This is a genomic window from Candidatus Reidiella endopervernicosa (genome assembly GCF_013343005.1).
In the GTDB taxonomy this organism is placed as follows: domain Bacteria; phylum Pseudomonadota; class Gammaproteobacteria.
Genome location: NZ_CP054491.1, coordinates 586,022 through 609,633, shown reverse-complemented (window position 1 = coordinate 609,633; position 23,612 = coordinate 586,022). Strand labels below are relative to the sequence as shown.

Annotated in this window: 29 protein-coding genes and 1 pseudogene; 7 read left to right on the top strand and 23 right to left on the bottom strand. The window is 55.9% G+C overall.

What is annotated here, in order from left to right; all coding sequences use genetic code 11:
* The first annotated feature begins 41 nt into the window (after positions 1-41).
* From HUE57_RS03375 to HUE57_RS03360, 4 genes are all read left to right on the top strand, one after another.
* Positions 42-1,181, top strand: coding sequence for a murein hydrolase activator EnvC family protein (locus HUE57_RS03375; protein WP_174672713.1), 1,140 nt, complete (start codon positions 42-44; stop codon positions 1,179-1,181).
* A 154-nt stretch (positions 1,182-1,335) separates the two neighbouring features.
* Positions 1,336-2,646: a S41 family peptidase gene (locus HUE57_RS03370; RefSeq protein WP_078484098.1), complete on the top strand. Its 1,311-nt coding sequence runs from the start codon at positions 1,336-1,338 to the stop codon at positions 2,644-2,646.
* Between the two features lie 2 nt (positions 2,647-2,648).
* The gene (locus tag HUE57_RS03365; protein WP_078484099.1) at positions 2,649-3,422 is read left to right on the top strand and encodes a divergent polysaccharide deacetylase family protein; all 774 of its coding nucleotides are present in this window, start codon (positions 2,649-2,651) and stop codon (positions 3,420-3,422) included.
* Entirely contained in the window at positions 3,398-3,949 is a 552-nt protein-coding gene (locus HUE57_RS03360) for a DJ-1 family glyoxalase III (RefSeq protein WP_078484100.1), read from the top strand. Before HUE57_RS03365 ends, HUE57_RS03360 begins: the two co-directional genes overlap by 25 nt.
* Positions 3,950-4,019: 70 nt before the next feature.
* Here the strand turns inward: HUE57_RS03360 and HUE57_RS03355 are convergent, their stop codons facing one another.
* From HUE57_RS03355 to lptM, 16 genes and pseudogenes are all read right to left on the bottom strand, one after another.
* Positions 4,020-4,445: a hemerythrin domain-containing protein gene (locus HUE57_RS03355; RefSeq protein WP_174672712.1), complete on the bottom strand. Its 426-nt coding sequence runs from the start codon at positions 4,443-4,445 to the stop codon at positions 4,020-4,022.
* A gap of 227 nt (positions 4,446-4,672) precedes the next feature.
* Positions 4,673-6,331, bottom strand: coding sequence for a ubiquinone biosynthesis regulatory protein kinase UbiB (gene ubiB, locus HUE57_RS03350; RefSeq protein WP_078484102.1), 1,659 nt, complete (start codon positions 6,329-6,331; stop codon positions 4,673-4,675).
* Positions 6,328-6,936: a ubiquinone biosynthesis accessory factor UbiJ gene (locus HUE57_RS03345; protein WP_172840308.1), complete on the bottom strand. Its 609-nt coding sequence runs from the start codon at positions 6,934-6,936 to the stop codon at positions 6,328-6,330. The genes ubiB and HUE57_RS03345 overlap by 4 nt, the downstream gene beginning before the upstream one ends.
* Positions 6,933-7,409, bottom strand: coding sequence for an RDD family protein (locus tag HUE57_RS03340; protein ID WP_172840309.1), 477 nt, complete (start codon positions 7,407-7,409; stop codon positions 6,933-6,935). Before HUE57_RS03340 ends, HUE57_RS03345 begins: the two co-directional genes overlap by 4 nt.
* Positions 7,406-8,167 (bottom strand): bifunctional demethylmenaquinone methyltransferase/2-methoxy-6-polyprenyl-1,4-benzoquinol methylase UbiE, encoded by a 762-nt coding sequence (ubiE, locus tag HUE57_RS03335; RefSeq protein ID WP_078484105.1) that lies wholly within the window; start codon positions 8,165-8,167, stop codon positions 7,406-7,408. The genes HUE57_RS03340 and ubiE overlap by 4 nt, the downstream gene beginning before the upstream one ends.
* 27 nt (positions 8,168-8,194) lie before the next feature.
* Positions 8,195-8,566: a gamma-butyrobetaine hydroxylase family protein gene (locus tag HUE57_RS03330; protein WP_078484106.1), complete on the bottom strand. Its 372-nt coding sequence runs from the start codon at positions 8,564-8,566 to the stop codon at positions 8,195-8,197.
* A gap of 60 nt (positions 8,567-8,626) precedes the next feature.
* Positions 8,627-9,964, bottom strand: coding sequence for an ATP-dependent protease ATPase subunit HslU (gene hslU / locus HUE57_RS03325; RefSeq protein WP_078484107.1), 1,338 nt, complete (start codon positions 9,962-9,964; stop codon positions 8,627-8,629).
* A 97-nt stretch (positions 9,965-10,061) separates the two neighbouring features.
* Positions 10,062-10,604, bottom strand: coding sequence for an ATP-dependent protease subunit HslV (gene hslV / locus HUE57_RS03320; protein WP_078484108.1), 543 nt, complete (start codon positions 10,602-10,604; stop codon positions 10,062-10,064).
* 87 nt (positions 10,605-10,691) lie between these two features.
* Entirely contained in the window at positions 10,692-11,594 is a 903-nt protein-coding gene (gene xerC, locus HUE57_RS03315) for a tyrosine recombinase XerC (protein ID WP_320416271.1), read from the bottom strand.
* Positions 11,595-11,599: 5 nt separating this feature from the next.
* Positions 11,600-12,298 carry a DUF484 family protein gene (locus HUE57_RS03310; protein ID WP_174672711.1) on the bottom strand — a complete coding sequence of 233 codons (699 nt, stop codon included), beginning with the start codon at positions 12,296-12,298 and terminating at the stop codon, positions 11,600-11,602.
* Positions 12,299-12,300: 2 nt separating this feature from the next.
* On the bottom strand, positions 12,301-13,131 hold the full coding sequence (gene dapF / locus HUE57_RS03305) for a diaminopimelate epimerase (RefSeq protein WP_078484111.1): 831 nt from the start codon (positions 13,129-13,131) through the stop codon (positions 12,301-12,303).
* Positions 13,132-13,329: 198 nt separating this feature from the next.
* Positions 13,330-14,022: a DUF3379 family protein gene (locus HUE57_RS03300; protein ID WP_078484112.1), complete on the bottom strand. Its 693-nt coding sequence runs from the start codon at positions 14,020-14,022 to the stop codon at positions 13,330-13,332.
* A pseudogene (locus tag HUE57_RS03295) lies at positions 14,022-14,570 on the bottom strand (sigma-70 family RNA polymerase sigma factor); the annotation flags it as partial. The pseudogene HUE57_RS03295 and the gene HUE57_RS03300, both read right to left, overlap by 1 nt.
* 43 nt (positions 14,571-14,613) lie before the next feature.
* The gene (locus HUE57_RS03290) at positions 14,614-15,039 is read right to left on the bottom strand and encodes a CoA-binding protein (protein ID WP_078484114.1); all 426 of its coding nucleotides are present in this window, start codon (positions 15,037-15,039) and stop codon (positions 14,614-14,616) included.
* Entirely contained in the window at positions 15,032-16,285 is a 1,254-nt protein-coding gene (gene lysA, locus HUE57_RS03285; protein ID WP_078484115.1) for a diaminopimelate decarboxylase, read from the bottom strand. The genes HUE57_RS03290 and lysA overlap by 8 nt, the downstream gene beginning before the upstream one ends.
* A 12-nt stretch (positions 16,286-16,297) precedes the next feature.
* A complete protein-coding gene (lptM, locus tag HUE57_RS03280; protein WP_236725714.1) occupies positions 16,298-16,429 on the bottom strand; it encodes an LPS translocon maturation chaperone LptM in 132 nt (43 codons plus the stop codon).
* Positions 16,430-16,585: 156 nt separating this feature from the next.
* Here lptM and soxY point away from each other — a divergent pair, with 156 nt between their 5' ends.
* From soxY to HUE57_RS03265, 3 genes are read left to right on the top strand one after another with little or no spacing between them, the layout of a single operon-like run.
* On the top strand, positions 16,586-17,056 hold the full coding sequence (soxY, locus tag HUE57_RS03275; protein WP_174672710.1) for a thiosulfate oxidation carrier protein SoxY: 471 nt from the start codon (positions 16,586-16,588) through the stop codon (positions 17,054-17,056).
* Between the two features lie 31 nt (positions 17,057-17,087).
* The gene (gene soxZ / locus HUE57_RS03270) at positions 17,088-17,402 is read left to right on the top strand and encodes a thiosulfate oxidation carrier complex protein SoxZ (protein WP_174672709.1); all 315 of its coding nucleotides are present in this window, start codon (positions 17,088-17,090) and stop codon (positions 17,400-17,402) included.
* A gap of 59 nt (positions 17,403-17,461) precedes the next feature.
* Positions 17,462-18,127, top strand: coding sequence for an alpha/beta hydrolase (locus HUE57_RS03265; RefSeq protein WP_078483771.1), 666 nt, complete (start codon positions 17,462-17,464; stop codon positions 18,125-18,127).
* Positions 18,128-18,129: 2 nt separating this feature from the next.
* Here the strand turns inward: HUE57_RS03265 and HUE57_RS03260 are convergent, their stop codons facing one another.
* The 7 genes from HUE57_RS03260 to HUE57_RS03230 all read right to left on the bottom strand — a co-directional run bounded on the left by HUE57_RS03260 (position 18,130) and on the right by HUE57_RS03230 (position 23,579).
* Positions 18,130-18,666, bottom strand: a complete 537-nt coding sequence (locus HUE57_RS03260) for a DUF4124 domain-containing protein (RefSeq protein WP_172840275.1) — start codon at positions 18,664-18,666, stop codon at positions 18,130-18,132.
* A gap of 98 nt (positions 18,667-18,764) precedes the next feature.
* A complete protein-coding gene (gene glnA / locus HUE57_RS03255; protein ID WP_078483769.1) occupies positions 18,765-20,174 on the bottom strand; it encodes a glutamate--ammonia ligase in 1,410 nt (469 codons plus the stop codon).
* A 211-nt stretch (positions 20,175-20,385) separates the two neighbouring features.
* Positions 20,386-21,558 (bottom strand): cation diffusion facilitator family transporter, encoded by a 1,173-nt coding sequence (locus HUE57_RS03250; RefSeq protein ID WP_078483768.1) that lies wholly within the window; start codon positions 21,556-21,558, stop codon positions 20,386-20,388.
* Between the two features lie 4 nt (positions 21,559-21,562).
* Complete coding sequence (locus HUE57_RS03245; RefSeq protein WP_078483767.1) at positions 21,563-21,793, bottom strand: sulfurtransferase TusA family protein; 231 nt, start codon at positions 21,791-21,793, stop codon at positions 21,563-21,565.
* Positions 21,790-22,833, bottom strand: a complete 1,044-nt coding sequence (locus tag HUE57_RS03240; protein ID WP_078483766.1) for a tRNA (5-methylaminomethyl-2-thiouridylate)-methyltransferase — start codon at positions 22,831-22,833, stop codon at positions 21,790-21,792. Before HUE57_RS03240 ends, HUE57_RS03245 begins: the two co-directional genes overlap by 4 nt.
* A 48-nt stretch (positions 22,834-22,881) precedes the next feature.
* Positions 22,882-23,052, bottom strand: a complete 171-nt coding sequence (locus HUE57_RS03235; protein WP_174672708.1) for a hypothetical protein — start codon at positions 23,050-23,052, stop codon at positions 22,882-22,884.
* 149 nt (positions 23,053-23,201) lie between these two features.
* The gene (locus tag HUE57_RS03230; protein ID WP_174672707.1) at positions 23,202-23,579 is read right to left on the bottom strand and encodes a hypothetical protein; all 378 of its coding nucleotides are present in this window, start codon (positions 23,577-23,579) and stop codon (positions 23,202-23,204) included.
* Positions 23,580-23,612: the final 33 nt, after the last annotated feature.

Below are 23,612 nucleotides of genomic sequence, written 5' to 3'. Positions count from 1 at the left end.
GCACCACCCGCCCTGCCACCCAACTCCGGTGGCTACCCCTGTTGGCCCTCCTGCTGCTGCCCACCCTTGTGATGGCGCAGAGCGCCAAGGAGCGCCAGCAGAAAGCCGACACGCTCAAACAGCTACGCAGCCAGATCACCACCCTCACCCGAGATCTGCAGAAGGCCCGTGGTGAGGAGAGCCAACTGGCTCGCTCACTGCGCAAGACCGAACGCGCTATCGACCAGATCTCCCGTGACATGCGCCTGATTGAGGGGCGCCAGCAGCGAGAATCGAAAACACTCTCACGGCTCAAACAGGAGCTCAGCGGCCATCAACAACAGCTGCAACAGCAACAGACGCGCCTACGCCACCAGCTGCGTTCCGCCTATGTAATGGGGCAGCAGGGACAGATCAAACTGCTGCTCAACCAGCAGGAGCCTGCCACCGTCGGTCGCATGATGGTCTACTACGACTACATCAGTCGCGCCCGCAGTCGCGAGATTGAGAACATGCGCGAGAGCCTTACAGCGCTGCAACAGGTCGAACAGCAGATTACTCAACGCCTGGCTGAGATCGATCGCCTCAAACAGGAGGCCGACCGCAAGCAGCTGGCACTTCAATCTGAGCGTGCGGAGCGCAAAGAGACCCTCAAACGACTCAAGGCGGAGATCACCAGTAGCGATCGTCAGCTTGTCAGTTACAAAAAGAACGAGAAGCAGCTGGAGCTACTGCTCAAGGCACTCGATCAAGCGTTGGCCGACATCCCCGAGCGCGACACCCGCCCCTTCAACAAACGCAAAGGCAAGCTCAGCTGGCCCACCAAGGGCCGCTTGGCAGCACGCTTCGGCACCCAGCGTCCGGTTGGTAACCTGACCTGGCGGGGTGTACTGATCGACAGCAAGGAGGGAAGCACGGTCAACTCAATCTCACAGGGGCGTGTTGCCTATGCCGACTGGTTACGCGGTTTTGGTCTGCTAATCATCATCGATCACGGTGGCGGTTATATGTCACTCTACGGTCACAATCGCAGCCTGTTTAAAGAGGCCGGCGACTGGGTTGAGACCGGCGATTCGATCGCCAGTGTTGGTGATAGCGGTGGTCAGGACCGGCCCGGTCTCTACTTTGAAATTCGTCACAAGGGCAAACCGATCAATCCGGTTCGCTGGTGCCGCCGGGTACGTAATAACCGTACCGGCTAATCGGCAGCCAAAGCGTTACGAACAGGCGTCGAACTGTGCTAATGTCGCCGCATATCGGTCAGTTATAGAACATCGCCAGCTCTATACTGTCCAATACCCATAACTCGGGACTGGGACCAACGCTGTACGCCCACCCACTGGAGTCGACCAGATAATGAATAGATACATTCCTGCCCTCATCAGCGGTGTCGTAGTAGGCATCGGCCTCTCCCTTGGCCACGGTGTCCTCGCCCAGCGAGAAGCGACCAGCACCGCCGTGCCGATTGATGAGCTGCGCACCTTCACCGAGGTCTTCGCCCGGATTAAAAGCGACTATGTTGAAGAGGTTGATGACAAGACCCTGCTGGAGAACGCCATTCGCGGCATGCTCTCTGGTCTCGATCCCCACTCTGCCTACCTCAACGAGGATGAGTTCACCGAACTACAGGTCGGCACCAGCGGCCAGTTTGGCGGTCTCGGTATCGAGGTCACCATGGAGGATGGTTTTGTTAAGGTGGTCGCCCCGATCGACGACACCCCGGCACAACGCGCCGGCGTACAGGCAGGTGACCTGGTGATACGACTCGACGACGCACCCGTTAAGGGAATGACCCTCAACGACGCGGTCAAGGTCATGCGCGGCAAGCCAGGGACCGACATCGAGCTGACCATCGTCCGCAACGGTCTCGACAAACCACTCAAGATCACCATTGAGCGCGCCGTGATCAAAGTGAAGAGTGTGAAAAAACGGATGCTTGAGGATGGCTTCGGCTATGTACGTGTCTCCCAGTTCCGCTCCAAGACCGGCCCCAACCTGAAGCAGGCGATCTCCGATCTGAAGAAGGAGAACGATGGTCCACTGAAGGGCCTGGTGCTCGATCTGCGTAACAATCCTGGTGGTGTGCTTAATGCCGCCGTGGGCGTCTCCGATGTCTTCCTCGAGAAGGGCCTGGTGGTCTACACCGAGGGGCGTATTGATGACTCACAGATGCGCTTCAATGCCAAGCCGGGTGACCAGATAGACGGCGCACCCTTAGTCGTACTGATCAATGGTGGATCGGCATCGGCCTCCGAAATCGTTGCCGGCGCCCTGCAGGATCACAAGCGTGGCCTGATCGTCGGTACCAAGAGCTTCGGAAAGGGCTCTGTGCAGACCATTCTGCCGATGAACAGCAAGACTGGCATCAAGCTCACCACTGCCCGTTACTTCACACCTTCAGGCCGCTCAATTCAGGCCGAGGGCATTGAGCCAGATATCATTCTCGACCGCCTCAAGGTCGAGGCCGCGCAAAGCCCCGTCGTCACCTCAGTAAAAGAGGCAGACCTGACAGGTCATCTGCAGAACGGCAATGGCAACAAGTCCGAGAAGAGCGGTGAGAGTGACAAGAAAGAGGAGAAGGTCTCCCTTGCCAGCAAGGACTATCCACTCTACGAGGCTCTAAACCTGCTTAAGGGAATGGCCATCCAGCGCGCTCACGGAATGTAGACGTGCTCGGTTTCTCCCGCCTACTGCTGGCGGCTCTACTGCTTATCTCGACACAGGTTAGTGCGGCCGAAAGGCCGCGTATCAGTATCATCATCGATGATATGGGAGATCGGCTACAGGCCGGTAATCGCGCCATTGAGCTGCCCGGCGCGCTCAGCTACGCCATCCTCCCCCACACCCCCTACAGTCGCCGTCTGGCAGAGTTTGCCAACTGCATGGGTAAAGAGGTGATGCTGCACCTGCCGATGGAGTCCGAGCAGCCCGCACCACTCGGTCCCGGCGCCCTCACCCTGCACATGAGCGAGAACGATTTCCGCCAGAGCATTCGCGAGAGCCTTAAATCGATTCCCCACGCCAGCGGAGTCAATAACCACATGGGCAGCCTGCTGACTCGCCACCCCGGCCACATGCAGTGGCTGATGGAGGAGCTAAAGACGAGCGGTAACCTCTTCTTTATCGACAGCCGCACCACCACCCAAAGCGTCGCACCACAGATCGCACGCGAGAACGGCATCGTCACCGCTGAACGCAAGGTCTTTCTCGACCACGATATCGATCCCGAGCAAATTCGCTACCAGTTCAAGCGGCTGATTCGCAGCGCCCACCGAGACGGCAGCGCCATCGGCATCGGCCACCCATACGGGTCTACACTTAGCGTACTCGAGGAGATGCTACCGCAGCTCGCGGAGCTGGGTGTTGAACTGGTTCCCGTCTCCTCGCTACTGCAAAAGAGAAGCGAAGGAGAAACCACATGGCAAGCATCCTTATCCCACTAGCCCAGGGCTGTGAAGAGCTTGAAGCAGTCACCCTGATCGACCTGCTCCGTCGTGCCGAAATAGAAGTCACTACCGCCAGTCTTGATGCGGGCCCAATAACCGCCTCACGCGGAGTGGTGCTGATCGCCGACACCACGCTCGATGAGGCCCTTCAGCATGACTACGACATGGTGGTGCTCCCTGGTGGCCTGCCCGGTGCCGACCACCTCGACAACGACCCACGCATTGCAGACCTACTGAAGAAAATGGCCGACAGCGGAAAATTCACCGCCGCCATCTGCGCCGCACCCAAGGTACTCGCCAACATCGGTCTGCTTGATGGTCGCAGTGCCACCAGTTACCCCGGTGTACTCGATAAGATGGAGATTAGCGGCATGAACTACCGTAACGCCGCGGTGGTGCAGGACGGCAAGATCATCACCTCCCGCGGCCCCGGTACCGCGCTCGATTTCGCTCTGCATCTGATTGAGCAGCTTTGCGACAAAACCACTCGCGATCAGGTTGAGGCGAGCTTGGTTCGGCCATAAAAAAGCCGTGGCCTCGGTAGAGGCTCACGGCTTTTATCTATGACCAACCTATATTGAACAGTTAGGCAGGTTAACCTTGAATGGCTGCTACAGCTGAGAAGAACTCATGATCCTCTTTGCTGATGCGTTCCATCACCAGACGGAAGATCTCACGGGTCTCTTCAGCAAACTTGCCGTGGTCACGATTCTTCTTCTCTGCTGGTTTGCACCAGGTCCGCTCATAGCTGGTAAAGAGACGTTTCAACTCTCTGGCACCGTTTAGGTAACGCGTCGCCATCTCGTTGACACCCTTATCATCATGATCGAGCAGATTGGAGTAGAGCGCCGCATCCTCGAGTGTGAGATGGGCAATTACCTTGTCACTAAAACGCTCAAACAGCTCACGCGAGACCTGTGTACAGGTTGCCGCCTCACTCTCTACCACGACCAGTAGTACCTTACAGAGCTCTTCGATTTCTCGGTTCTGCTTAGTCAGTTTTTCTAGTTGAAACTCCATGCTCCCCCCTTCGTTTTTATCTAGTTTTGTCTTTTGTTATGTCCCTATCCTAGTCCTCATCGGCACTCTGTTCCACCACCAATAAGCGCAGGTACGGCATACCTGAATGACTCACTGGGAAATAGCGTGTAGATGATTTCAGTGCAGAGCATTCTCTCTGCTTTAAGGGAACGTAAAGATGCTATCGAGTGGTGAATTAGTGGCAGAAGAACAGCCATGATTCGGAACTACGTCTCATCATCAGGCCAGGCAAAGATCCAGAGTGCGATACCTGCAACACCTAGCACCCAGCTGAGCAGTGGCGCATCGTAGACCATGCGCGGTGAGTAACCATCAAGGCCTAGCAGCACTGCGGCACTGATCACCGCAGCTGAACCAATAAGGGTCATTACCGTACGTCTGTTTGCCACCTTCAGATCGCGACGCAGCTGACTCAGCTCGCTACTATTCCACTCTACCTGTAGACGCCCACTGGCCGCCTTATCGAGCACATCGTGCATCAGTCCCGGTAGCTCCGGCAGCTTCTCGGTCCACTCCGGCACCTTCTCCTTGGCGTGGCGGAACATGGCGCGAGCGCCTACCTGCTCACTCATCCAGCGCTCCAGGAATGGCTTGGCGGTCTGCCACAGATCGAGATCGGGGTAGAGATAGCGACCCAACCCTTCGATATTGAGCAGCGTCTTCTGCAACAGAACCAGCTGCGGCTGGATCTCCATGTCGAAGCGACGTGCTGTCTGGAACAGGCGCAGCAGTAGATGGCCAAATGAGATCTCTTTTATCGGGCGCTCAAAGATCGGTTCGCAGACGCTACGAATCGCCGACTCAAACTCCTCGACCCGCGTGCCCTCCGGCACCCAGGAGGATTCGACGTGCAGCTCTGCAACGCGGCGGTAGTCACGATGGAAGAAGGCGAGAAAGTTTTCTGCCAGATAACGTTGATCGACATCGCTCAGTACACCGACAATGCCAAAATCGACTGCAATGTAGTTGCCCTCGTCGGAGATAAAGATATTGCCGGGGTGCATATCAGCGTGGAAGAAGTTGTGGCGGAAGACCTGGGTAAAGAAGACCTCGACCCCCAGTTCACCAAGCCGCTTCATATCAACGCCCTGGGCACGCAGCGCCGCCATATCACCAATAGGCGTGCCATAGACACGCTCCATCACCATCACATTGCGCTTACAAAGCGGCCAGTGCACCTCGGGAATATAGAGATCGGGGATGTCAGTGAAGTTACGACGCAGTTGCGAGGCGTTGCCCGCCTCACGTACCAGGTCGAGCTCATCATGGATGGTCTTCTCGAACTCCTCGATCACCTCAACCGGGCGCAGTCGCCGGCCATCGCTCCAGTAGCGTTGCGCCAGCCTGGCGATGGTATAGAGCAGTGCAACATCGCAGCGAATGGTCTTCTCGATATCGGGGCGCAGTACCTTGACCACCACATCACTACCATCGAAGAGTTGCGCGGCATGGACCTGTGCGATCGATGCCGAGGCGAGCGGCTCCTCGGAGAACTGTTTGAAGATCTGCTCAACTGGCTTGCCGTAGGCCTTCTCGACGATGCGGCGCGCATCACCACCGTGGAAGGGGGGTACACGATCCTGCAGCTTGGCCAGCTCGTCGGCGATATCGTCTGGCAGCAGATCGCGGCGAGTGGAGAGGATTTGGCCGAACTTGACGAAGATCGGCCCCAGCTCCTCGAGTGCTTCACGGATTCGCTCACCCCTGTCACCGAGGCGACCGCGCAGCCAGTAGCCGGGTGAAACCAGACGCATAAAGCGCAGTGGGCGGAACAGATGGGTGGCGAGAATGATCTCATCGAGGCCGTGGCGCAGCAGCACCCGGTTGATACGCATCAGGTGGATGATCTGGGCGGGACGAATCACTGTGACACCCTCTCGCGCAAGCGTTTGAATCTCATCTCAAACCGCTCAACGGCCATACGCGTCTCATCGACACCCTGCATAAACGCTTCAACCTCATCACGATTGGGCAGCAGTTGCTGCTCCTCACGCAGATATTCCGATAGATCCTGACGCAGACTCTCGCTCGACTGCTCACCCCATTTGAGAGCTCCACGAAACAGGTTGCCAAGCTGGTGGGCGATCACATCACCCGTAAGATGCGAGAGGTGCTCCTCCCAGTCGACCTCGATACGCTCGAGCAGTTGCTGAAAACGGTGACCCAGGTCGCTATCGCCACTAATCTCTACATCACCCCCAAACAGCCCGTCTTTGGTGTCGCTGAGGGTGAGGCGCATCAGCGCCAGCGGTGCGCCGACGATCCAGACATCGGGCTCGCCCGCATAGTCACCGACGACCTGAAAGGTGCGACCTGGCAACAGGTAGAACTTCAGATCGAGTCCTCGTAGCTCAATGCCGACGACCCGCCCCTCCAGGGCGATAAAGCGCTCTGCAGCCTGCGGATCGAGCGCAATGTAGTTATTGATAGCGCTCTCAATTGTAGAGAGCAGCATTAGGGGACTCTTCAACGGTATGACTCCAGCCATTGTTCTATCGTAATCAGCGCGTCATCTTCCACCACAACCACACTACCGGCAAGCTTATCGTGCAGCCCCTGCGCTCGTCGGTCGAAAAGCAACCAGAGGAAGCCGAGCCCAAGGGTGGCAATATTGAGCAGATAGCCGAACAGACGCAGCAGTGTCTGACTGCCGTTGATCCCCTCTCCCGTGCTGGCACTGACCACCTGACAGTCACAGAGCAGCTTGCCGGGTGTTGCACGAAGTAGCATCCAGAAGCCGGTCAACAACATCAGCGGTAGCACGCTATTAATCGTCAGCTCCATCAACTCACGTTCGAACGGCGGTGAGACGGCATGTAGCTCTGCCAAATCAAGCAGGTAGAGAAGGAGGCTGCCCAACAGGGCGAGCAGGATGAGGTCAATCAGCGTCGCCAGGGTGCGTCGCAGGAAGCCGGCATAGATCACCGACCCCGTTTCTGTCACAGCTTGAATCCGCGATGCAGCGCAACGATGCCGCCACTGAGGTTGTGGTAGTCGCAGCGTTCCAGACCCGCCTCCTCCATCATCCCCTGCAGGGTCTGCTGGTCGGGGTGCATGCGGATCGACTCTGCCAGATAGCGATAGCTCTCCGAGTCGTTGGCAATGATCTTGCCCATGAGCGGCAGCAGGCTGAAGGAGTAGAGATCGTAGATCGGTTTCAATCCAGGTGTGACCGGTTTGGAGAACTCCAGCACCAGCAGTCGGCCGCCCGGCTTGAGTACCCGCTGCATCGAGCCAAGTGCCTTCTGTTTGTCGGTGACGTTACGCAGGCCGAAAGCGATGGTGATGCAGTCGAAGTAGTTATCGGGGAAGGGGAGGCACTCGGCATTGACCTGTGCGTAATCAATGTTGCCGACGATGCCCTTATCGATCATCCGCTCGCGACCATTGCGCAGCATCGCGGCGTTGATATCGGCCAGCACCACCTCACCCTCGGGACCGACCATGCGGGCGAAACGGGAGGCGAGATCTCCGGTACCACCCGCCAGATCGAGTACCCGTTGGCCGCGCTTCACGCCACTGAGTTCGATGGTGTAGCGCTTCCAGATACGATGGATGCCGAGCGACATCAAGTCGTTCATCACATCGTATTTATCGGCCACCGAGGTGAAGACCTCGCGTACATGGCTCGCCTTCTCATCAGTCGGCACCTGCTTGTAGCCGAAGTGCGTTGTATCCGACTGCTCGCCTTGATCCGCCATGCCCTACTCCAGTTAACGCTGAATACTTTATTTGCTGAGATCTTTGCGCTGGTAACCCGCCTCTTCGAGGCGTGCCAGATAGCGCTTCCAGTTGCTCTCATAGTTCTTGCCGAGATCGTAGAGTGTATCCCAGGCGAAGAGGCCAGAGTCATGATTATCATCAAAGGTTGGGCAGAGCGCGTAGTTGCCGACCATCTCGATCTTCTCGATGGTGACATCCTCCTTGCCCAGCTGCAGCACCTCTTCGCCCGGTCCGTGACCCTGCACCTCCGCAGAGGGTGAGTGGGTGCGCAGGTACTCGGCGCTATAGGTGAAGCTCTCGCCGGTATCGAAGCCGATCTCCAGTGTGGCTGACTTTTTGTGCAGCTTGATCTCGGTCGGTTTGGGTGAATCTGACATTGTAGTTACCTCGTGGTTTAACGACGCCATCGACTTTGTGGCCGACAACGTGAAAATGCTTTACAGAATATAGCGGCTCAGATCTTCGTCTTCTGCCAGCTCAGAGAGATGCTCATTAACGTAGTCAGCATCAACAGTAAAACTATCGCCGGAGCGATCGGGTGCCTCGAAGGAGATCGTCTCAGTAAGACGCTCCATCACGGTATGCAGGCGACGCGCGCCGATATTCTCGGTCTTCTCGTTCACCTGCCACGCCACCTCAGCGAGACGGGCCACACCATCCTCGGTAAAGCCTAGTTCAACCCCCTCGGTCCCCATCAATGCCGTGTACTGCTCGGTCAGTGAGGCGTCGGGTTCGGTGAGGATGCGGACAAAATCTTCAGCGACCAGTGCATCGAGCTCGACACGAATCGGCAGACGCCCCTGCAGCTCTGGAATCAGATCGGAGGGTTTGGCGAGGTGGAAGGCACCGGAGGCGATGAAAAGGATATGATCGGTTTTCACCATGCCGTACTTGGTGGAGACGGTCGAGCCCTCGACCAGTGGCAGTAGATCGCGCTGCACACCTTCACGCGAGACATCGGTACCGCTGCTCTCGCCACGCTTGGCCACCTTGTCGATCTCATCGATGAAAACGATACCGTTCTGCTCGACACTCTGCAGTGCGTGCAGTTTGATCTCCTCCTCGTTGACCAGCTTGCCCGCCTCCTCTTCGGTCAACTGCTTCAGCGCATCTTTAACGCGTAGCTTGCGACGGTTGGTCTTCTGGTTGCCCGCCATGTTCTGGAACATGCCCTGCAGCTGGTTGGTCATCTCCTCCATACCGGGAGGGGCCATGATCTCCACACCCACCGCCGGTGCGCTCACCTCGATCTCGATCTCACGCTCATCGAGTTCACCTTCGCGAAGCTTCTTGCGAAACTTCTGCCGTGTCTCGGCACCTGTCGTCGATTCAGGCTCAGCATCAAAGCCACTCGTCTTTGGCATCGGCAGCAGTACGTCAAGCACCCGCTCCTCGGCGGCATCTTCAGCACGATGACGCACCTTCTGCATCTCACGCTCACGGTTCATCTTCACCGAGATATCCATCAGGTCACGGATGATCGACTCCACATCGCGACCGACATAACCCACCTCGGTGAACTTGGTCGCCTCGATCTTGAGAAACGGTGCGTTAGCGAGCCGTGCCAGACGTCGAGCGATCTCGGTCTTACCGACACCGGTTGGACCGATCATGAGAATATTTTTCGGTGTAATCTCAACGCGCAGCGCCTCGGGCAGCTGGCTGCGGCGCCAGCGGTTGCGCAGCGCAATCGCCACGGCGCGCTTGGCATCGGCCTGACCGATGATATGTTTATCCAGCTCCTGGACAATTTCGCGGGGGGTCATTTCGGACATTTCGTGAACCTTTATTTCAATCTGGAGTGCGGGTGCAATTGGGGCAGTAGGTAACCGTCAGCACAGCTGTGCAGAACGAGCTACTCCTCCTCTCCGCTCAGCTCAGCTCAATCTCTTCGACGGTGAGATTGTTGTTGGTGTAGATACAGATATCGGCGGCAATACCGAGCGAACGTTCAACGATGGTTCGGGCATCGAGTTCGGTACTCTCAAGCAGTGCGCGTGCGGCCGACTGTGCGAAGGGGCCACCGGAGCCGATCGCGATCAGGCCGTGCTCAGGCTCCACCACATCGCCATTACCGGAGATGATCAGTGAGGCGCTCTCATCGGCGACCGCGAGCATCGCTTCGAGGCGGCGCAACATACGATCGGTACGCCAATCCTTGGCCAGCTCTACGGCGGCGCGGGTGAGGTTGCCGCGGTGTTTCTCCAGCTTCCCCTCGAAGCGCTCGAACAGGGTGAAGGCATCGGCGGTACCCCCGGCGAATCCGGCAATCACCTTACCGTGGAAGAGGCGACGCACCTTACGCGCATTGCCCTTCATCACCGTGTTGCCGAGCGAGACCTGACCATCACCGCCGATCACGACCTTGTCGCCACGTCTTACCGAGAGGATTGTTGTACCGCGAAACTGTTCCACAGAGCTGCTCCTGAATAGGGCGGGTAATTGTACACGATATGGGCAAATGCGCGGGATACAACCCTTGCGATATCAGGTAGTAAGCGCCTAACGGCGCTTGCGCGCACGTGGGTGTGCCTTGTCGTAGACCTTGGCGAGGTGCTGGAAGTCGAGATGGGTGTAGATCTGTGTGGTACTGATATCGGCGTGGCCAAGTAGCTCCTGCACCGCGCGCAGGTCGCTGCTCGACTCGAGCATGTGGCTAGCAAACGAGTGGCGCAACATGTGGGGATGCAGTGAACTGTCGAGTCCCTGCTTCACCGCCCACTCCTTGAGTCGCTTCTGCACCGAACGGTCGCTGATCCTACTGCCGCGTTTGGAGACAAACAGTGCGGTCTCCTCCACCTTGGCCAGACTGCCCCGCACCTTGAGCCACTTCTCTACCGCCTGCAGTGCCAGTCGACCGACCGGTACCATGCGCTCCTTGGAGCCCTTACCGACTACCTTTACTGTTGCGTCGCGCAGATCAAGAGAGCCCAGATCTAGCCCTACCACCTCAGCCAGACGCAGGCCAGAGGAGTAGATCAGCTCCATCAGCGCTGCATCGCGAACTGCGAGTGGATCATCATCATCGATCTGCAGCAGTCGCGCAGTCTGGTCGACATCGAGTGTCTTGGGCAGCTTACGCGGTGTCTTCGGTGCACGCACACCCTGAGCTGGGTTGAGCGTGACGACCTCTTCGCGCAACAGGTAGTTATAAAATGACCTCAGTGCGGAGAGTTCACGCGAGAGGCTACTGCCTGCCAATCCCTTGCGATGACGACTGGCAATGTAGTTACGGATATCGGCTTCAAGCAGTGATGACCACTGCTCAAACTCGCGTTCATTGCAGAAGTTCAGAAAGTTCTGCAGATCGCGTTGATAGTTGTTGGAGGTGTGTGCAGAGAGGCGACGCTCACTCTGCAGGTGTTCGAGAAAGCGCTCAAGCCACTCTGCTTCAGCCGCCTGCATGACCATTAACTATGGCGAAGAATCGCGCAGCTGATCAGTTCACCCAGCTGACCCAGCACCAGGGTGCCCATACCGGGGTGGAAGCGCTCCTCACTGTAGCTACCGATGGCGAGCATACCGAGGCGATCACCGCCACTGAGCGGGATCAGCACCGCCGAGCCGACCTGCTCGGCCGAGTCACCAAACAGGTAACGCACCTGATCGGGGCGCAGGCGACCACAGAGTGGACGGTGCATGGCGAAGAACTCACTAAACAGCGACATCTCCTGATCATCACGTGAGATATAACGAACACCCAGATCACTGCTGTTTTCGTTCGGTTCCATGAAGAGGTGGAAACGGACTAGATCGGCAGCGAACTCATCACGCAACTTTACCTGTACGCAGTTCAACACCTCGTCGATAGTGGTCGCCTCGAGCAGTGCCAGGGTGAGGCGATGTACACGTTCGTGGGTACTGCTGTTATCACGTGCCACCCGCACTAGATCCATCATCTTGCTGCGTAGCTGGCCATTCTGCTCGCGGAACATCGAGAGCTGGCGCTCAATCAGCGATACCGCGTCGCCACAGGGATGGGGAATCGTAAGCTGCTCAAGCAGCGACAGATGCTGCTCGAAAAACTCTGGGTTGTTACTGAGAAAGTCGACGACCTCATCTTCGGTCAGTTCGACATCAGCCAGTGGCTGGCTACTGTTTTGCTGCATGCTCATAGATCGATGCTACCCTCGAACACCCTGGTGGCGGGGCCGATCATCACTACCGGCGCTCCCATTTGCGGCCAGCTTATCATAAGTTCACCACCCGGAAGTGTGACGCGCACCATCGAATCAAGCTCTCCCTGCAGAATCCCGACCACTACTGCCGCACAGGCACCGGTACCACAGGCAAGTGTCTCACCAGCACCACGCTCAAAGACCCTTAGCTGGATATGATCTCGTGCGACCACCTGCATAAAACCGACATTCACACGCTGCGGAAAACGCGGATGTGATTCGATCAACGGACCCAGCTCTTCAACGGGTGCCTGGTCGATTTCACTCACACGCAGAACGGCGTGCGGGTTACCCATTGATACGACACCAAACTCCATCACCATCTCATCGACCTCAATCGCATAGCTCACTGCCTGCGCTTCGGCCTCAAACGGGATCTCAGCGGGTTCTAGATGAGGCACTCCCATGTCGACCGACACCAGGCCGCTCTCATCCACAGTGAGGTGAATAGTGCCTGAGGCGGTTTCAACGGTGATGGTCTCTTTATCGGTCAGCCCCTTATCGCGGACAAAGCGAGCAAAGCAGCGCGCACCGTTGCCACACTGCTCCACCTCGGAACCGTCGGCATTGTAGATGCGATAGCGGAAATCGACATTGGGGCTATCGGTTGCCTCGACCAGCAGCAACTGGTCACAACCGATACCAAAACGACGGTCGGCGAGCAGCCGTACCTGATCGGTGGTCAGTTCGACCTGCTGGTTGATCGCGTCAAAGACGATGAAGTCGTTGCCGATACCGTGCATTTTGGTGAAGTTAAGATTCATGCAGCAAGATTACCGAGCGATGGCTATGAAGAAAAGCCTAAAGATCAGCGATTTTGTGCCAAAGCTGCATAACAGGTTACTACTGTATCGAGGCAGCTCACCCTCTCTTGAGAGATTGTAGAGAACAGCAAACCACTCTCTTTAAGAAAGAGCTCTTTCATGCAGCGGGCAGGCAGCCGCTTAACAAACCTCTCGCGACTACAACCAGTTAACCGAACGCCCCACCTGCTCCTCAATGAGTTGCAGAGATTCACCCGGCTCCCCCATAAAGACCAGTGCACCGCGCTCTACCGGCGAGATATAACCGCGCTGCTCACCATCATTGATATCGCTACGCTCGGCCAGCTGCCGATCGGGAAGGATCAAAACACGTACCGGGCCCTGTTCGCCCTGGAAGACCATATGCAGACCAGAGACGCCATGCACCCAGCAGTAGTGCACACCGAGCAGATTGGCGGGCTGTTGCTCGAGTGTCAGTCCCGCCTTGCGGAACTCCCCAGCCATCTCATCGGAACGCATCGCTACCTGTCGAGTCAGTAGATCGGAGTGGGAGTTGAGTTCCACCAGCACCGACTGTTCAAAGCTGTCGAACTGGTGAGTGAACCAGGCAAACTGCAGCCCACCGACCAGCAGCAGCACACTTGCGGCCACTGCATACCAGCGCTGCTGACTCTGGCGTTGACGCACCTTAGTCACCTGCCCCAGCTTAATTCTTGAAGCCAATCCATCAGGAACCTTCACCTCAAAGGCTTCACGCATGGATGCCTCGGCCACTTCACCTCGTTCAAGGTAGGCGGCACAGGCGGGACACGCATCGCGATGCTGCAGAAATTGCGTATCGCGACTGTTCGGATCGATCAGGCACTCTCTACGAAAATCCAGGCAGTTCATCACTTTACCTCCTCTAGCGGTCTGCTCTCTTCACCCTCGAGCAGTGCTCTCATCTGCTTGCGCGCCCTGAACAGGCGGGTCAATACGGTTGCCTGGGTCAGATCTAGAATCTCTGCAATCTCCTTGGTGGAGTGACCCATCAACACCTGAAGCATCAGCGGCTCTCGATACGCCTCATCCAACTCAGTCAGTGCGCGTCGCAGTACAAACGCCTCGGTACTGGTGTCGTACTCACCACGATCATGCGCCATCTCGGCCAGATCAAAATCACCTGTCAGCTCCAGCCGGTACTTCTCCTTGGCCCTTAGGAACTCGCGTCGCAGGATCGTAATCAGCCACGCCTTGACCGCTTTCACATCCTTTAGTTTGTGCAGCGACTTCCAGGCGCGCAGGAAGGTCTCCTGTACAAGGTCCTCGGCTACCGCAGCGTCCCAGCAGAGCCAGTAGGCGTATCGGTAGATGTCGGCCGAATGTGCTTCGACCACGGCATCAAATTGCATCTGTGCGCTTCCCATACATAACAAGACCATCCTGGGTGGAGATTTATTACATTACAGATGAAATCGGGGCGAATGCCACGAATTGAACGGGTTATTCGTCAGGGAAGAGCGTCAGATAGTCACGGTAGATACAGCGATCCATCACCACCGTAATACCGGCCTCCACAGCTCGCTGTGCCGCCTCCTGATTGACCACCCCATCCTGAAGCCAGATAGCGGGGACCTTGAGCTCAATACACTTTTCGACAATCGGCATTACATGTTCGGGGGCGCGAAACACATCGACCAGATCGATCGCTCCCGGCACCTCATCGAGCGATGGGTAGGCGGTCTCACCCAACACCTCGTCAACGGCAGGACGAACCGGCACCACCTGATAACCAAACTGCTGCAGCGAGACCGCCACCTGGTGGCTGGGGCGCTTTGCCTTCGGCGAGAGTCCTACCACCGCAATACGCTTCACCTGTTTCAGCAGTGCAGCGATCTCCGTCATCTCAGGATTAATAAAATCAACCATCGTTTGGCAATACCTGTTCACCGGCATAGAGGATCGCCATCTCTTCACGCCGGCGAATCAGATGATACTCATCACCATCGACCATCACCTCAGCGGCACGTGGTCGAGAATTGTAGTTGGAGCTCATGGTGAATCCGTAGGCCCCGGCGGAACGTACCGCCAACAGGTCACCCTCTTCAATCAGCAACGCACGATCCTTACCGAGAAAATCACCGGTCTCGCAGATCGGACCGACGATATCGTAGCTGCGTGGCTCACCCTCTCGTGGCACCACCGGTTCAATCGCCTGCCAGGCACCGTAGAGTGTTGGGCGCATCATGTCGTTCATCGCCGCATCAACGATGGTGAAGTCCTTATGTTCGCTATGCTTCAGATACTCGACTCTTGTCAGCAGCACACCGGCATTACCAACAATCGCTCGCCCCGGCTCCAGCATCAACGACTGCGGACGACCGGCCATGCGTGCCTTGAGCGGTGCCGCGTAGGCCTCGGGCAATGGTGGCTCTTCATCACGGTAGCGGATACCGAGTCCACCGCCGATATCAATATGGTGTAGCTCGATTCCCAGCTCAGCAAGACGATCGACCAGCGCCAATACACGGTCGAGCGCATCGATGAAGGGGGCTATCTCGGTGATCTGTGAACCGATATGACAATCGACACCCGTTACCTCGATATGCGCCATCTCGGCGGCACGCTGGTAGACCTCCATCGCCCGCTCGATATCGACACCGAACTTGTTCTCCTTCAGGCCGGTGGAGATATAGGGATGGGTACCGGAGTCGACATCGGGATTGACCCGCAGAGAGATCGGGGCGATTTTGTCCATCGAAGCCGCAACGCGATTGAGTCGCTCCAACTCCGCCTCTGATTCGACATTAAAACAGCGAATACCGAGCTCCAGCGCGCGCTGCATCTCATCCGTCCGCTTGCCAACCCCGGAGAAGAGCACCTTACCCGGATCACCGCCTGCAGCAACCACCCGCTCCAGCTCACCCACCGAGACAATATCGAAACCGGCACCGAGGCGAGCCATTAGATTTAACACCGCCAGGTTAGAGTTGGCCTTCACTGCGTAGCAGATCAGGTGATCATGATCACCCAGTGCACTATCGAAGGCGCGGTAGTGGCGCTCAATGGTGGCACGCGAATAGACATAACAGGGGGTGCCGTAGTCGGCTGCCACAGCTGCAAGATCGACCGCTTCGCACTGGAGCCGGCCGCTAACGTAGTTGAAATGATCCATGCTGCTCCTGAACTAATGTGAACCTTTGCTGGGGGTGGTGGTCGTATCAGGCAGGTAGAGATCACCCTTCTGACCACAGCTGGCCAGAATGATAATCAGGCCGAGGAGTGGCCACAGACGTTTGAATATTGATTGTTTTTGCACTTTCATCTGTCCTGAATCAACACTTCGATGGGGAGTGCGCAGTATAATCGCAGCTTTGATCAATACCCAACTGGCTGTTACCGGCTAGTAAAATAGAGCGATATAAGTATTATCGGTCCACCAACGCATATCTTACTTTTTGGAGAGAGAAGCACGATGAATAATCAGCGTAGAACATTTCTCAAGGGCAGTCTGGCCGCCGGCACCGTGGGTGTCGCTGTAGGCGCTGGCCTGCTCGCCCCCCGTGCCGTCATGGCTGCATGGCCCAAGGCCGCTTTTGAAGCCAACGATTTCGGTGCGGCCATCTCTGGCGTCGCCGGTTCATCTGACGCCGCCGATAGCGGTGATGTGAAGATCAAGGCACCTGACATCGCTGAGAATGGCGCTGTGGTTCCGATCACCGTCTCCACCTCTCTCCCCAACGTTGAATCGATCACCATCCTTTCAGCCAACAACAACACTCCGCTCTCTGCCAGTTTCAACCTGTCAGCCAGTGCCGAGGGTTTTGTCTCCACCCGTATCAAGATGGGTAAGACCTCTGATGTTGTCGCCGTCGTTAAATCCGGTGGCAAGCTCTTTAAGAGCAGCAAGAACGTCAAGGTCACCATCGGCGGTTGTGGCGGCTGATCATTCAACGAATTCTTTGAGGACATAGACAATGGCTAAGACAATCAAGGCACGCGCTAAGCTCAGCGGCGAGACCACCACCGTAAAGGCGCTCTTTACCCACATCATGGAGACCGGTCTGCGTAAAGACAAAAAGACCGGCAAGGTAATTCCTGCTCACTTTATTCAGGAAGTCACCTGCAGCCACGGCGGTAATACCGTACTGACTGCACTGTGGGGACCGGCGGTCTCTAAGAACCCCTACCTGTCGTTCAAGTTCAAGGGCGCAGCTAAGGGTGACAAGCTGACCATCAGCTGGGTCGACAACAAGGGCGGTTCCGACTCTGTCGAGACGGCTATCAAGTAGCCACATCTGTTATGAAGATGAACGGCCGACCTTAGTGTCGGCCGTTCTGTTTTAAGACGATGACCTTTCAAATTCCCACCATCAGAGAGCCTCAACAGTCCGCCGAATACACCATCATCTGGCTACACGGACTGGGTGCAAACCACAGCGATATGGTGCTACTTGCTGATGCGCTAGAACTCTCGGATCGATACGCGATACGCACCCTGTTTCCTGATGCGCCCTATCGCGCCGTTACCATGAACGGTGGATATGAGATGCGTGCATGGTTCGATGTCATCAGTAAAGAGCCTAAGGTCGTTCAGTCACTGGAACATGTCGAAGAATCACAGCGTTATCTCAATAGCTTGATCGAAACAGAGATTGCCAAAGGTATACCGTGCGAGCATATCTATCTCGCTGGATTTTCGCAGGGTGGTGCCATCGCCCTCTATACATCACTTCGTTCAAAGCAACGACTCGGCGGTGTCATTGCCCTCTCCACCTACCTTCCCTTCCGTGAACAGATCGACTCTGAACGAGCTTCCGAGAACCGTAATTCACCTATCTTCTATGCTCACGGTACAGAGGACTCCATTATTCCCTATGCTGCCGCAGAACTGACACGCGAGAAGCTCACGGCACTCAACTACAGCATCGATTGGCACAGTTATGAGATGGGGCACAGCGTCAGCAACGAAGAGATCGAAGATCTGCGTGAATGGTTTATTGAACGATTAATCTAAAGCTACGGTTGTGCTTTAGGCTTTCGAAAGTTTATCGATGCGCGCATCAGATAAAATCTGACACTGCTACTCGAAATTCGAGTAGCACCACTTTTACTAACGACTGATGCAGTCAGAGTATGAGCGCCACGATCAATACCACTAAGTTGGATACTACTGCTCGTCTGTCCCTCACTCACCACCGCACCATCCATTAATAGCGTTAGGGTATCCCCCGCCTCAAGATTTAGTGCCGGTTCTAGACTAACCGCTACGGAGAGGTTGCCACTGTTGTCACGAACGGTCTCTTCACTGCCTGGGGAGGTGATACGTATCTGACTGTAGTTCGTCTCTATTCCATCAGATTCACCCTCAACATCTGCCTGTTTTGAGGCCTCGGGTAGGGGTGGATGACTATAGAGCTGGATATCGGGAAGCTCGAGTTGCTCGACTCCCTGTGGCGCGCGGTCGCTGTAGATGAGATTGCCCTGCTCATCGACATATTTGTAGATTTCGGCGGAGCCACTGGGTGCCACCACGACCAAAATAAATAGTAACAATCCTCTGTTCATGGCTAGAACATAGGGGAATAGACTCTACTCTGCAAACAGAAACGCCCCCAATAGGGGGCGTTTCTGTCTTACTATGTAGCTGCAGCTTAGAGGCTGTAGTACATATCAAACTCAACCGGATGGGTGGTCATACGCATGCGTGTAACCTCTTCCATCTTCAGGCCGATAAAGCCGTCGATCATATCGTCAGTGAATACACCACCGGCGGTGAGGAATTCACGGTCATCATCGAGTGCCTCAAGTGCCTGATCCAGTGAGTGACATACGGTTGGGATCTCAGCCGCCTCTTCTGCAGGCAGGTCATAGAGGTCCTTATCCATAGCATCGCCAGGGTGGATCTTGTTCTGGATACCGTCGAGGCCCGCCATCATCAGTGCTGCGAAGCAGAGGTATGGGTTAGCAGTCGAGTCAGGGAAACGTACTTCAATGCGACGACCCTTCGGATTCATCACGTAAGGAATACGGATTGAAGCAGAACGGTTACGTGCTGAGTAGGCCAGCATTACAGGAGCCTCAAAACCTGGAACGAGACGCTTGTAGGAGTTGGTTGAAGAGTTGGTGAATGCGTTCAGCGCCTTAGCGTGCTTAATGACACCGCCAATGTAGTAGAGGGCCATATCTGAGAGACCGCCGTACTTGTTACCACTGAAGAGATTCTTACCCTTCTTCGACAGTGACATGTGAACGTGCATACCACTACCGTTGTCACCAACGATTGGCTTAGGCATGAAGGTCGCGCTCTTGCCATAGGCATGCGCCACGTTCTGGATGACATATTTCAGCATCTGAACTTCGTCAGACTTGTTGACCAGGGTGTTGGCACCACAGCCAATCTCATTCTGACCTGCGGTTGCAACCTCGTGATGGTGAACCTCAACAACCTGACCCACTTCTTCAAGAGCCAGACACATGGCAGAGCGCAGATCCTGCATGGAGTCGACAGGAGGAACGGGGAAGTAACCACCCTTAACGGTAGGACGGTGACCCATGTTGCCGTCAGAGTAGACCTTCTCGGTGTTCCATGAGGCCTCTTCAGAGTCGATCTTGACGAAGCTACCGGAGAGGTCAGAACCCCAACGCACATCATCGAGGATGAAGAACTCGTTCTCAGGACCGAACAGAGCGCTATCGGCAATGCCGGTAGACTTCAGGTAGGCCTCAGCGCGCTTGGCGACAGAGCGGGGATCACGCTCGTAACCCTGCATGGTGGCAGGCTCGAGAATGTCACAGGTGATGATCATGGTCAGCTCGTCCATGAAAGGATCGAGGATGGCAGTGGTTGAATCGGGCATGAGGATCATGTCGGACTCGTTGATACCCTTCCAACCAGAGATGGAAGAGCCGTCAAACATCTTGCCCTCTTTGAACATCTTCGTATCAACCTGGCTAACAGGCATGGTGACATGCTGCTGCTTACCCTTGGTATCGGTAAAACGAAGATCGACAAACTTTACACCGTTATCCTTGATCATCTTCAAGACTTTGGTTGCTGACATCTCTCTATTTCCTCCAAACGTTATTAAATTAGTAAAACGCTGACCGCTTGCCGTTAGCTCTGCACGTCAGGTTCGCTGTCCGGGAAAGTGCACAAAGTATGCCACGCCCCCGATTTAGTTAACTTTATGAAAATTCAGTTATTTATTAATACACACAGTCACAGGGTGCGCGATTATGGTGCATGCCATTCGTTGACGCACCATAACGGTGCTAACAAAAGCGAAGTTTGATCTCCCGAATGCCTTCAACCCCTTCAGCTACAAGGCTGAACTGTGCAGCGAGCTGTTCAGAGTGTCCAACATCACCCTCAAGCACCGAGAGGGGAAGCAGCAACTCAACCGATACTGCACCATCTATATAGTGGAGCACCTCAGCTTCGATCTGAGTAGAAGCGGGAATATGACCCCACTCATCGCGCAATTGCTGCAGCACTTTCTCACGAAGCGGCAGACCAAGGCAAGGCGCGCCGCCCTCATCATCCTCGGGATCGATATGCACCATCACATCGCTGATCTCTTCAAAATCATCAATCAGCATGCGCCGCATCGTCTCACCAATCTGATGACCTTCAGAAACGCTGATATAGGGATCGACCAAAATATGCACGTCGACCAGCGCCTCTCCTCCCATCAATCGGGTCCGCAACATGTGCAGGGTGCTGACACCATCCACATTCATGATCGCCTCGCGAATACCTTCTACCTGCTCGGTATCAAGCCCGGTATCGATCAGTTCATGGGCGCTGCTCCAGGCGAGGTCCCAACCAATCTTGGCGATCATCAGACCGACAATTACTGCCGCAACGGCGTCAAGATAGGTAAAACCGGCCATGGTGCCACCGACACCAATCACTACCACAATCGAAGAGATAGCATCTGAGCGGCTGTGCCAGGCGTTGGCCTGCAACATTTTGGAGCGTAGCCGTTTTGCTACCGCCATTGTGTAGTGGTAGATCCACTCCTTGGCCAATACTGAGATGGCGGCAACAATCAGCGCTAACATACCGGGAACCATTAGTGATTCAGGGTGAAGTAGTCGTTCAATCGCATCCCATGAGATGCCAATAGCCACCAGAATCAGTGCGCCACCCAGCGCCACCGTCGCAAGTGTTTCGATGCGACCGTGGCCGTAGGGGTGCTCCTCATCGGCACCCTTACTGGCGTGTTTCGCTGCATAGATCACCATGAAATCGGTGACCAGATCTGAGAGTGAGTGGAAGCCGTCGGCAATCAGTGCCTGGGAGTTGGCGGTAAAGCCGAAGATGATCTTGATGACACCGAGAATCAGATCGATCGCTGTACCGATCAAGGTGACACGGCGCGTCTCAAGATAGCGTTCGCTATGAGTATCGCCCGTCGGTTCAGTGTGGTGGTGTCCGCTCATCTCCCTACTCGCTACCAACCTCTATGATAATCACAACCTCATCTCCCTCATCGCGCTGTTCAACCACCCTGTGACCGTTGATCCTGCACCAGGCTGGCACATCATTCAACGCACCGTGGTCGGTCGAGACCACCTCCAGCGTATCACCCGGTTTGAGATTCTTGATCGCATCCTGCGCTCTAATCACCGGCATCGGACAGAAGAGGCGACGTGCATCGAGATGGTGATGACTCAAACGTACCACTCCTGTTTCAGATCCTCGCTGGGGAGTGGTGCAACATTGGTCGGTCGCTCCGTACCATCAGGCATCACAATCACCACATCCACGGCATCTGCATCACGCCCCTGACTAAAACGCGCCGCAATGCGGGCCGCATAGTCGAGATCTTCATCAGAGACATCACCATCAACCAGAACCAGCGGACCGCGATGGCTGACCGGGTGGATCGAAACAAACTGCTTGCGATACCCCTCGAGGAAACGGTTCTCCCCCTCCTCGCGGCCGACAATCAACTTGAAGTTGGCACGAGGGCGGATATGACGACCCACCTTGAGCAGCATGATGTCATCCATCTCATATTCACGGTTGCCGCGGCCTTCCCACAAATCGATCAGCTTGCGTGAGTAGTTTTCATCGGTGAGGAAACAGCAGCCGCCAGCAGGTGAGGCGTAGTCCTCAAAACCGAACTGCTTGGCCAGTGCCATCTGTGGTTTGCGATTGCGCCCGGAGAAGTCGTAGAGCTTGTCGCGATCAACCCACCCCTCACGCTCTGGCAGGGTTGCTGGGAGATTCTTCGCACAAAGGGGACGTAGTAGACGATCATCGGCACCCGACTCGCGCGCCACCACCGGCATCGTATCCTTGCGCTGAGACATCGGTCGCTGACCGATCACCTCGCCGGTAATAATGAAATCGAAGCCGTTCTCCTCAGCCCACTCCTTTGCCTTCTGCACCATGAATATCTTGCAGTCGAGACAGGGATTCATGTTGGCGCCATAGCCGTGCTTGGGGTTGAGAAGCACATCCTTGTAGGGCTCGATGATATCGATAATGTGGAGTTTGATACCGAGCTGCTCGGCCGACCAGAGTGCATTGTTGCGCTTCGGTTTGTTGCGATCCTTCTTGCGGATCGCATGGGTATGACCCTCGACACAGAAGCCGGTGAAGAAGTTGATCCCCTCGACATGGACCCCCTGCTCAAGCATCACCTTGGCGGCGAGCAGTGAGTCGAGTCCACCGGAGATGAGGGCGACGGCTTTGGGTTGTCTATTCATGGGTAGAGCTGACTGAAACGAAAGAGGAGCGATTCTACCCGAAAACGGCTAGTTGCGTCCGTCCAAATTGCTCTCATCAAACTCTTCACTTTCGGCGTACTCCAGACTCCCCTCAAAGGCGCGAAGTCCCTCACCCCCCTCAAGGCGGATACGCAGACTGAGGTTGTTGCGTGAATCGGCATTGGAAAGTGCCTCCTCGAGACCGACGCTGACCGCCATGGATAGCGAAGCGAAGGCGTTAGTCCCGATAGTCGACGCCGTCTGCCTATTCGTAGTTGAGAGCGCGAGCGAACGACGAAGAAGATGCAGCAGCGGCTTTATGTCGGCGTAGAGTCAGTGAGGAGTTGTGTAGAGCCGCGAAGAGGTGATTACGCAACGAACGCAGGACGTCGGGGCGCCGTAGGCATAAACGGCAGTGTTAAGTATTTGCCGCTTGCTTGGGCTTGATGCCTCAAAACATGCTTCCGCAAAAATAGCGACTCCCCGATTTTACCGGCGCGGTACATGGTGAAGAGTGCCTGATCGAAGGTCTGCATGCCGCGATCGGTACTCTGCTCCATCGCCTCTTTTATATTGTCGATATCGCCCTTCTTGATCAGCTCCTTGACGTAGGCAGAGGCGAGCATCACCTCGACAGCAGGCAGGCGCTTGCCATCGACACCGATCAACAATCGTTGCGAAATCACCGCCCGTAGGTGTTGGGAGAGATCTTCCAGGATCGGGGAGTCGCTATTTTGCGGAAGCATGTTTTGGGCATCAAGCCCAAGCAAGCGGCAAAT

Bases quoted from the DNA above. Each gene is read 5' to 3' on its own strand.
- HUE57_RS03265 (WP_078483771.1), top strand. From the start codon at position 17,462: ATGACCTTTCAAATTCCCACCATCAGAGAGCCTCAACAGTCCGCCGAA.
- HUE57_RS03355 (WP_174672712.1), bottom strand. From the start codon at position 4,445: ATGGAGTTTCAACTAGAAAAACTGACTAAGCAGAACCGAGAAATCGAA.
- soxZ (WP_174672709.1), top strand. From the start codon at position 17,088: ATGGCTAAGACAATCAAGGCACGCGCTAAGCTCAGCGGCGAGACCACC.
- HUE57_RS03370 (WP_078484098.1), top strand. From the start codon at position 1,336: ATGAATAGATACATTCCTGCCCTCATCAGCGGTGTCGTAGTAGGCATC.
- HUE57_RS03300 (WP_078484112.1), bottom strand. From the start codon at position 14,022: ATGAACTGCCTGGATTTTCGTAGAGAGTGCCTGATCGATCCGAACAGT.
- HUE57_RS03230 (WP_174672707.1), bottom strand. From the start codon at position 23,579: ATGCTTCCGCAAAATAGCGACTCCCCGATCCTGGAAGATCTCTCCCAA.
- soxY (WP_174672710.1), top strand. From the start codon at position 16,586: ATGAATAATCAGCGTAGAACATTTCTCAAGGGCAGTCTGGCCGCCGGC.
- HUE57_RS03235 (WP_174672708.1), bottom strand. From the start codon at position 23,052: ATGGCGGTCAGCGTCGGTCTCGAGGAGGCACTTTCCAATGCCGATTCA.
- lysA (WP_078484115.1), bottom strand. From the start codon at position 16,285: ATGGATCATTTCAACTACGTTAGCGGCCGGCTCCAGTGCGAAGCGGTC.
- xerC (WP_320416271.1), bottom strand. From the start codon at position 11,594: ATGCAGGCGGCTGAAGCAGAGTGGCTTGAGCGCTTTCTCGAACACCTG.
- HUE57_RS03360 (WP_078484100.1), top strand. From the start codon at position 3,398: ATGGCAAGCATCCTTATCCCACTAGCCCAGGGCTGTGAAGAGCTTGAA.
- HUE57_RS03290 (WP_078484114.1), bottom strand. From the start codon at position 15,039: ATGGTTGATTTTATTAATCCTGAGATGACGGAGATCGCTGCACTGCTG.
- HUE57_RS03310 (WP_174672711.1), bottom strand. From the start codon at position 12,298: ATGCAGCAAAACAGTAGCCAGCCACTGGCTGATGTCGAACTGACCGAA.
- ubiE (WP_078484105.1), bottom strand. From the start codon at position 8,167: ATGGCGGATCAAGGCGAGCAGTCGGATACAACGCACTTCGGCTACAAG.
- HUE57_RS03250 (WP_078483768.1), bottom strand. From the start codon at position 21,558: ATGAGCGGACACCACCACACTGAACCGACGGGCGATACTCATAGCGAA.
- HUE57_RS03330 (WP_078484106.1), bottom strand. From the start codon at position 8,566: ATGTCAGATTCACCCAAACCGACCGAGATCAAGCTGCACAAAAAGTCA.
- dapF (WP_078484111.1), bottom strand. From the start codon at position 13,131: ATGAATCTTAACTTCACCAAAATGCACGGTATCGGCAACGACTTCATC.
- HUE57_RS03240 (WP_078483766.1), bottom strand. From the start codon at position 22,833: ATGAATAGACAACCCAAAGCCGTCGCCCTCATCTCCGGTGGACTCGAC.
- hslU (WP_078484107.1), bottom strand. From the start codon at position 9,964: ATGTCCGAAATGACCCCCCGCGAAATTGTCCAGGAGCTGGATAAACAT.
- glnA (WP_078483769.1), bottom strand. From the start codon at position 20,174: ATGTCAGCAACCAAAGTCTTGAAGATGATCAAGGATAACGGTGTAAAG.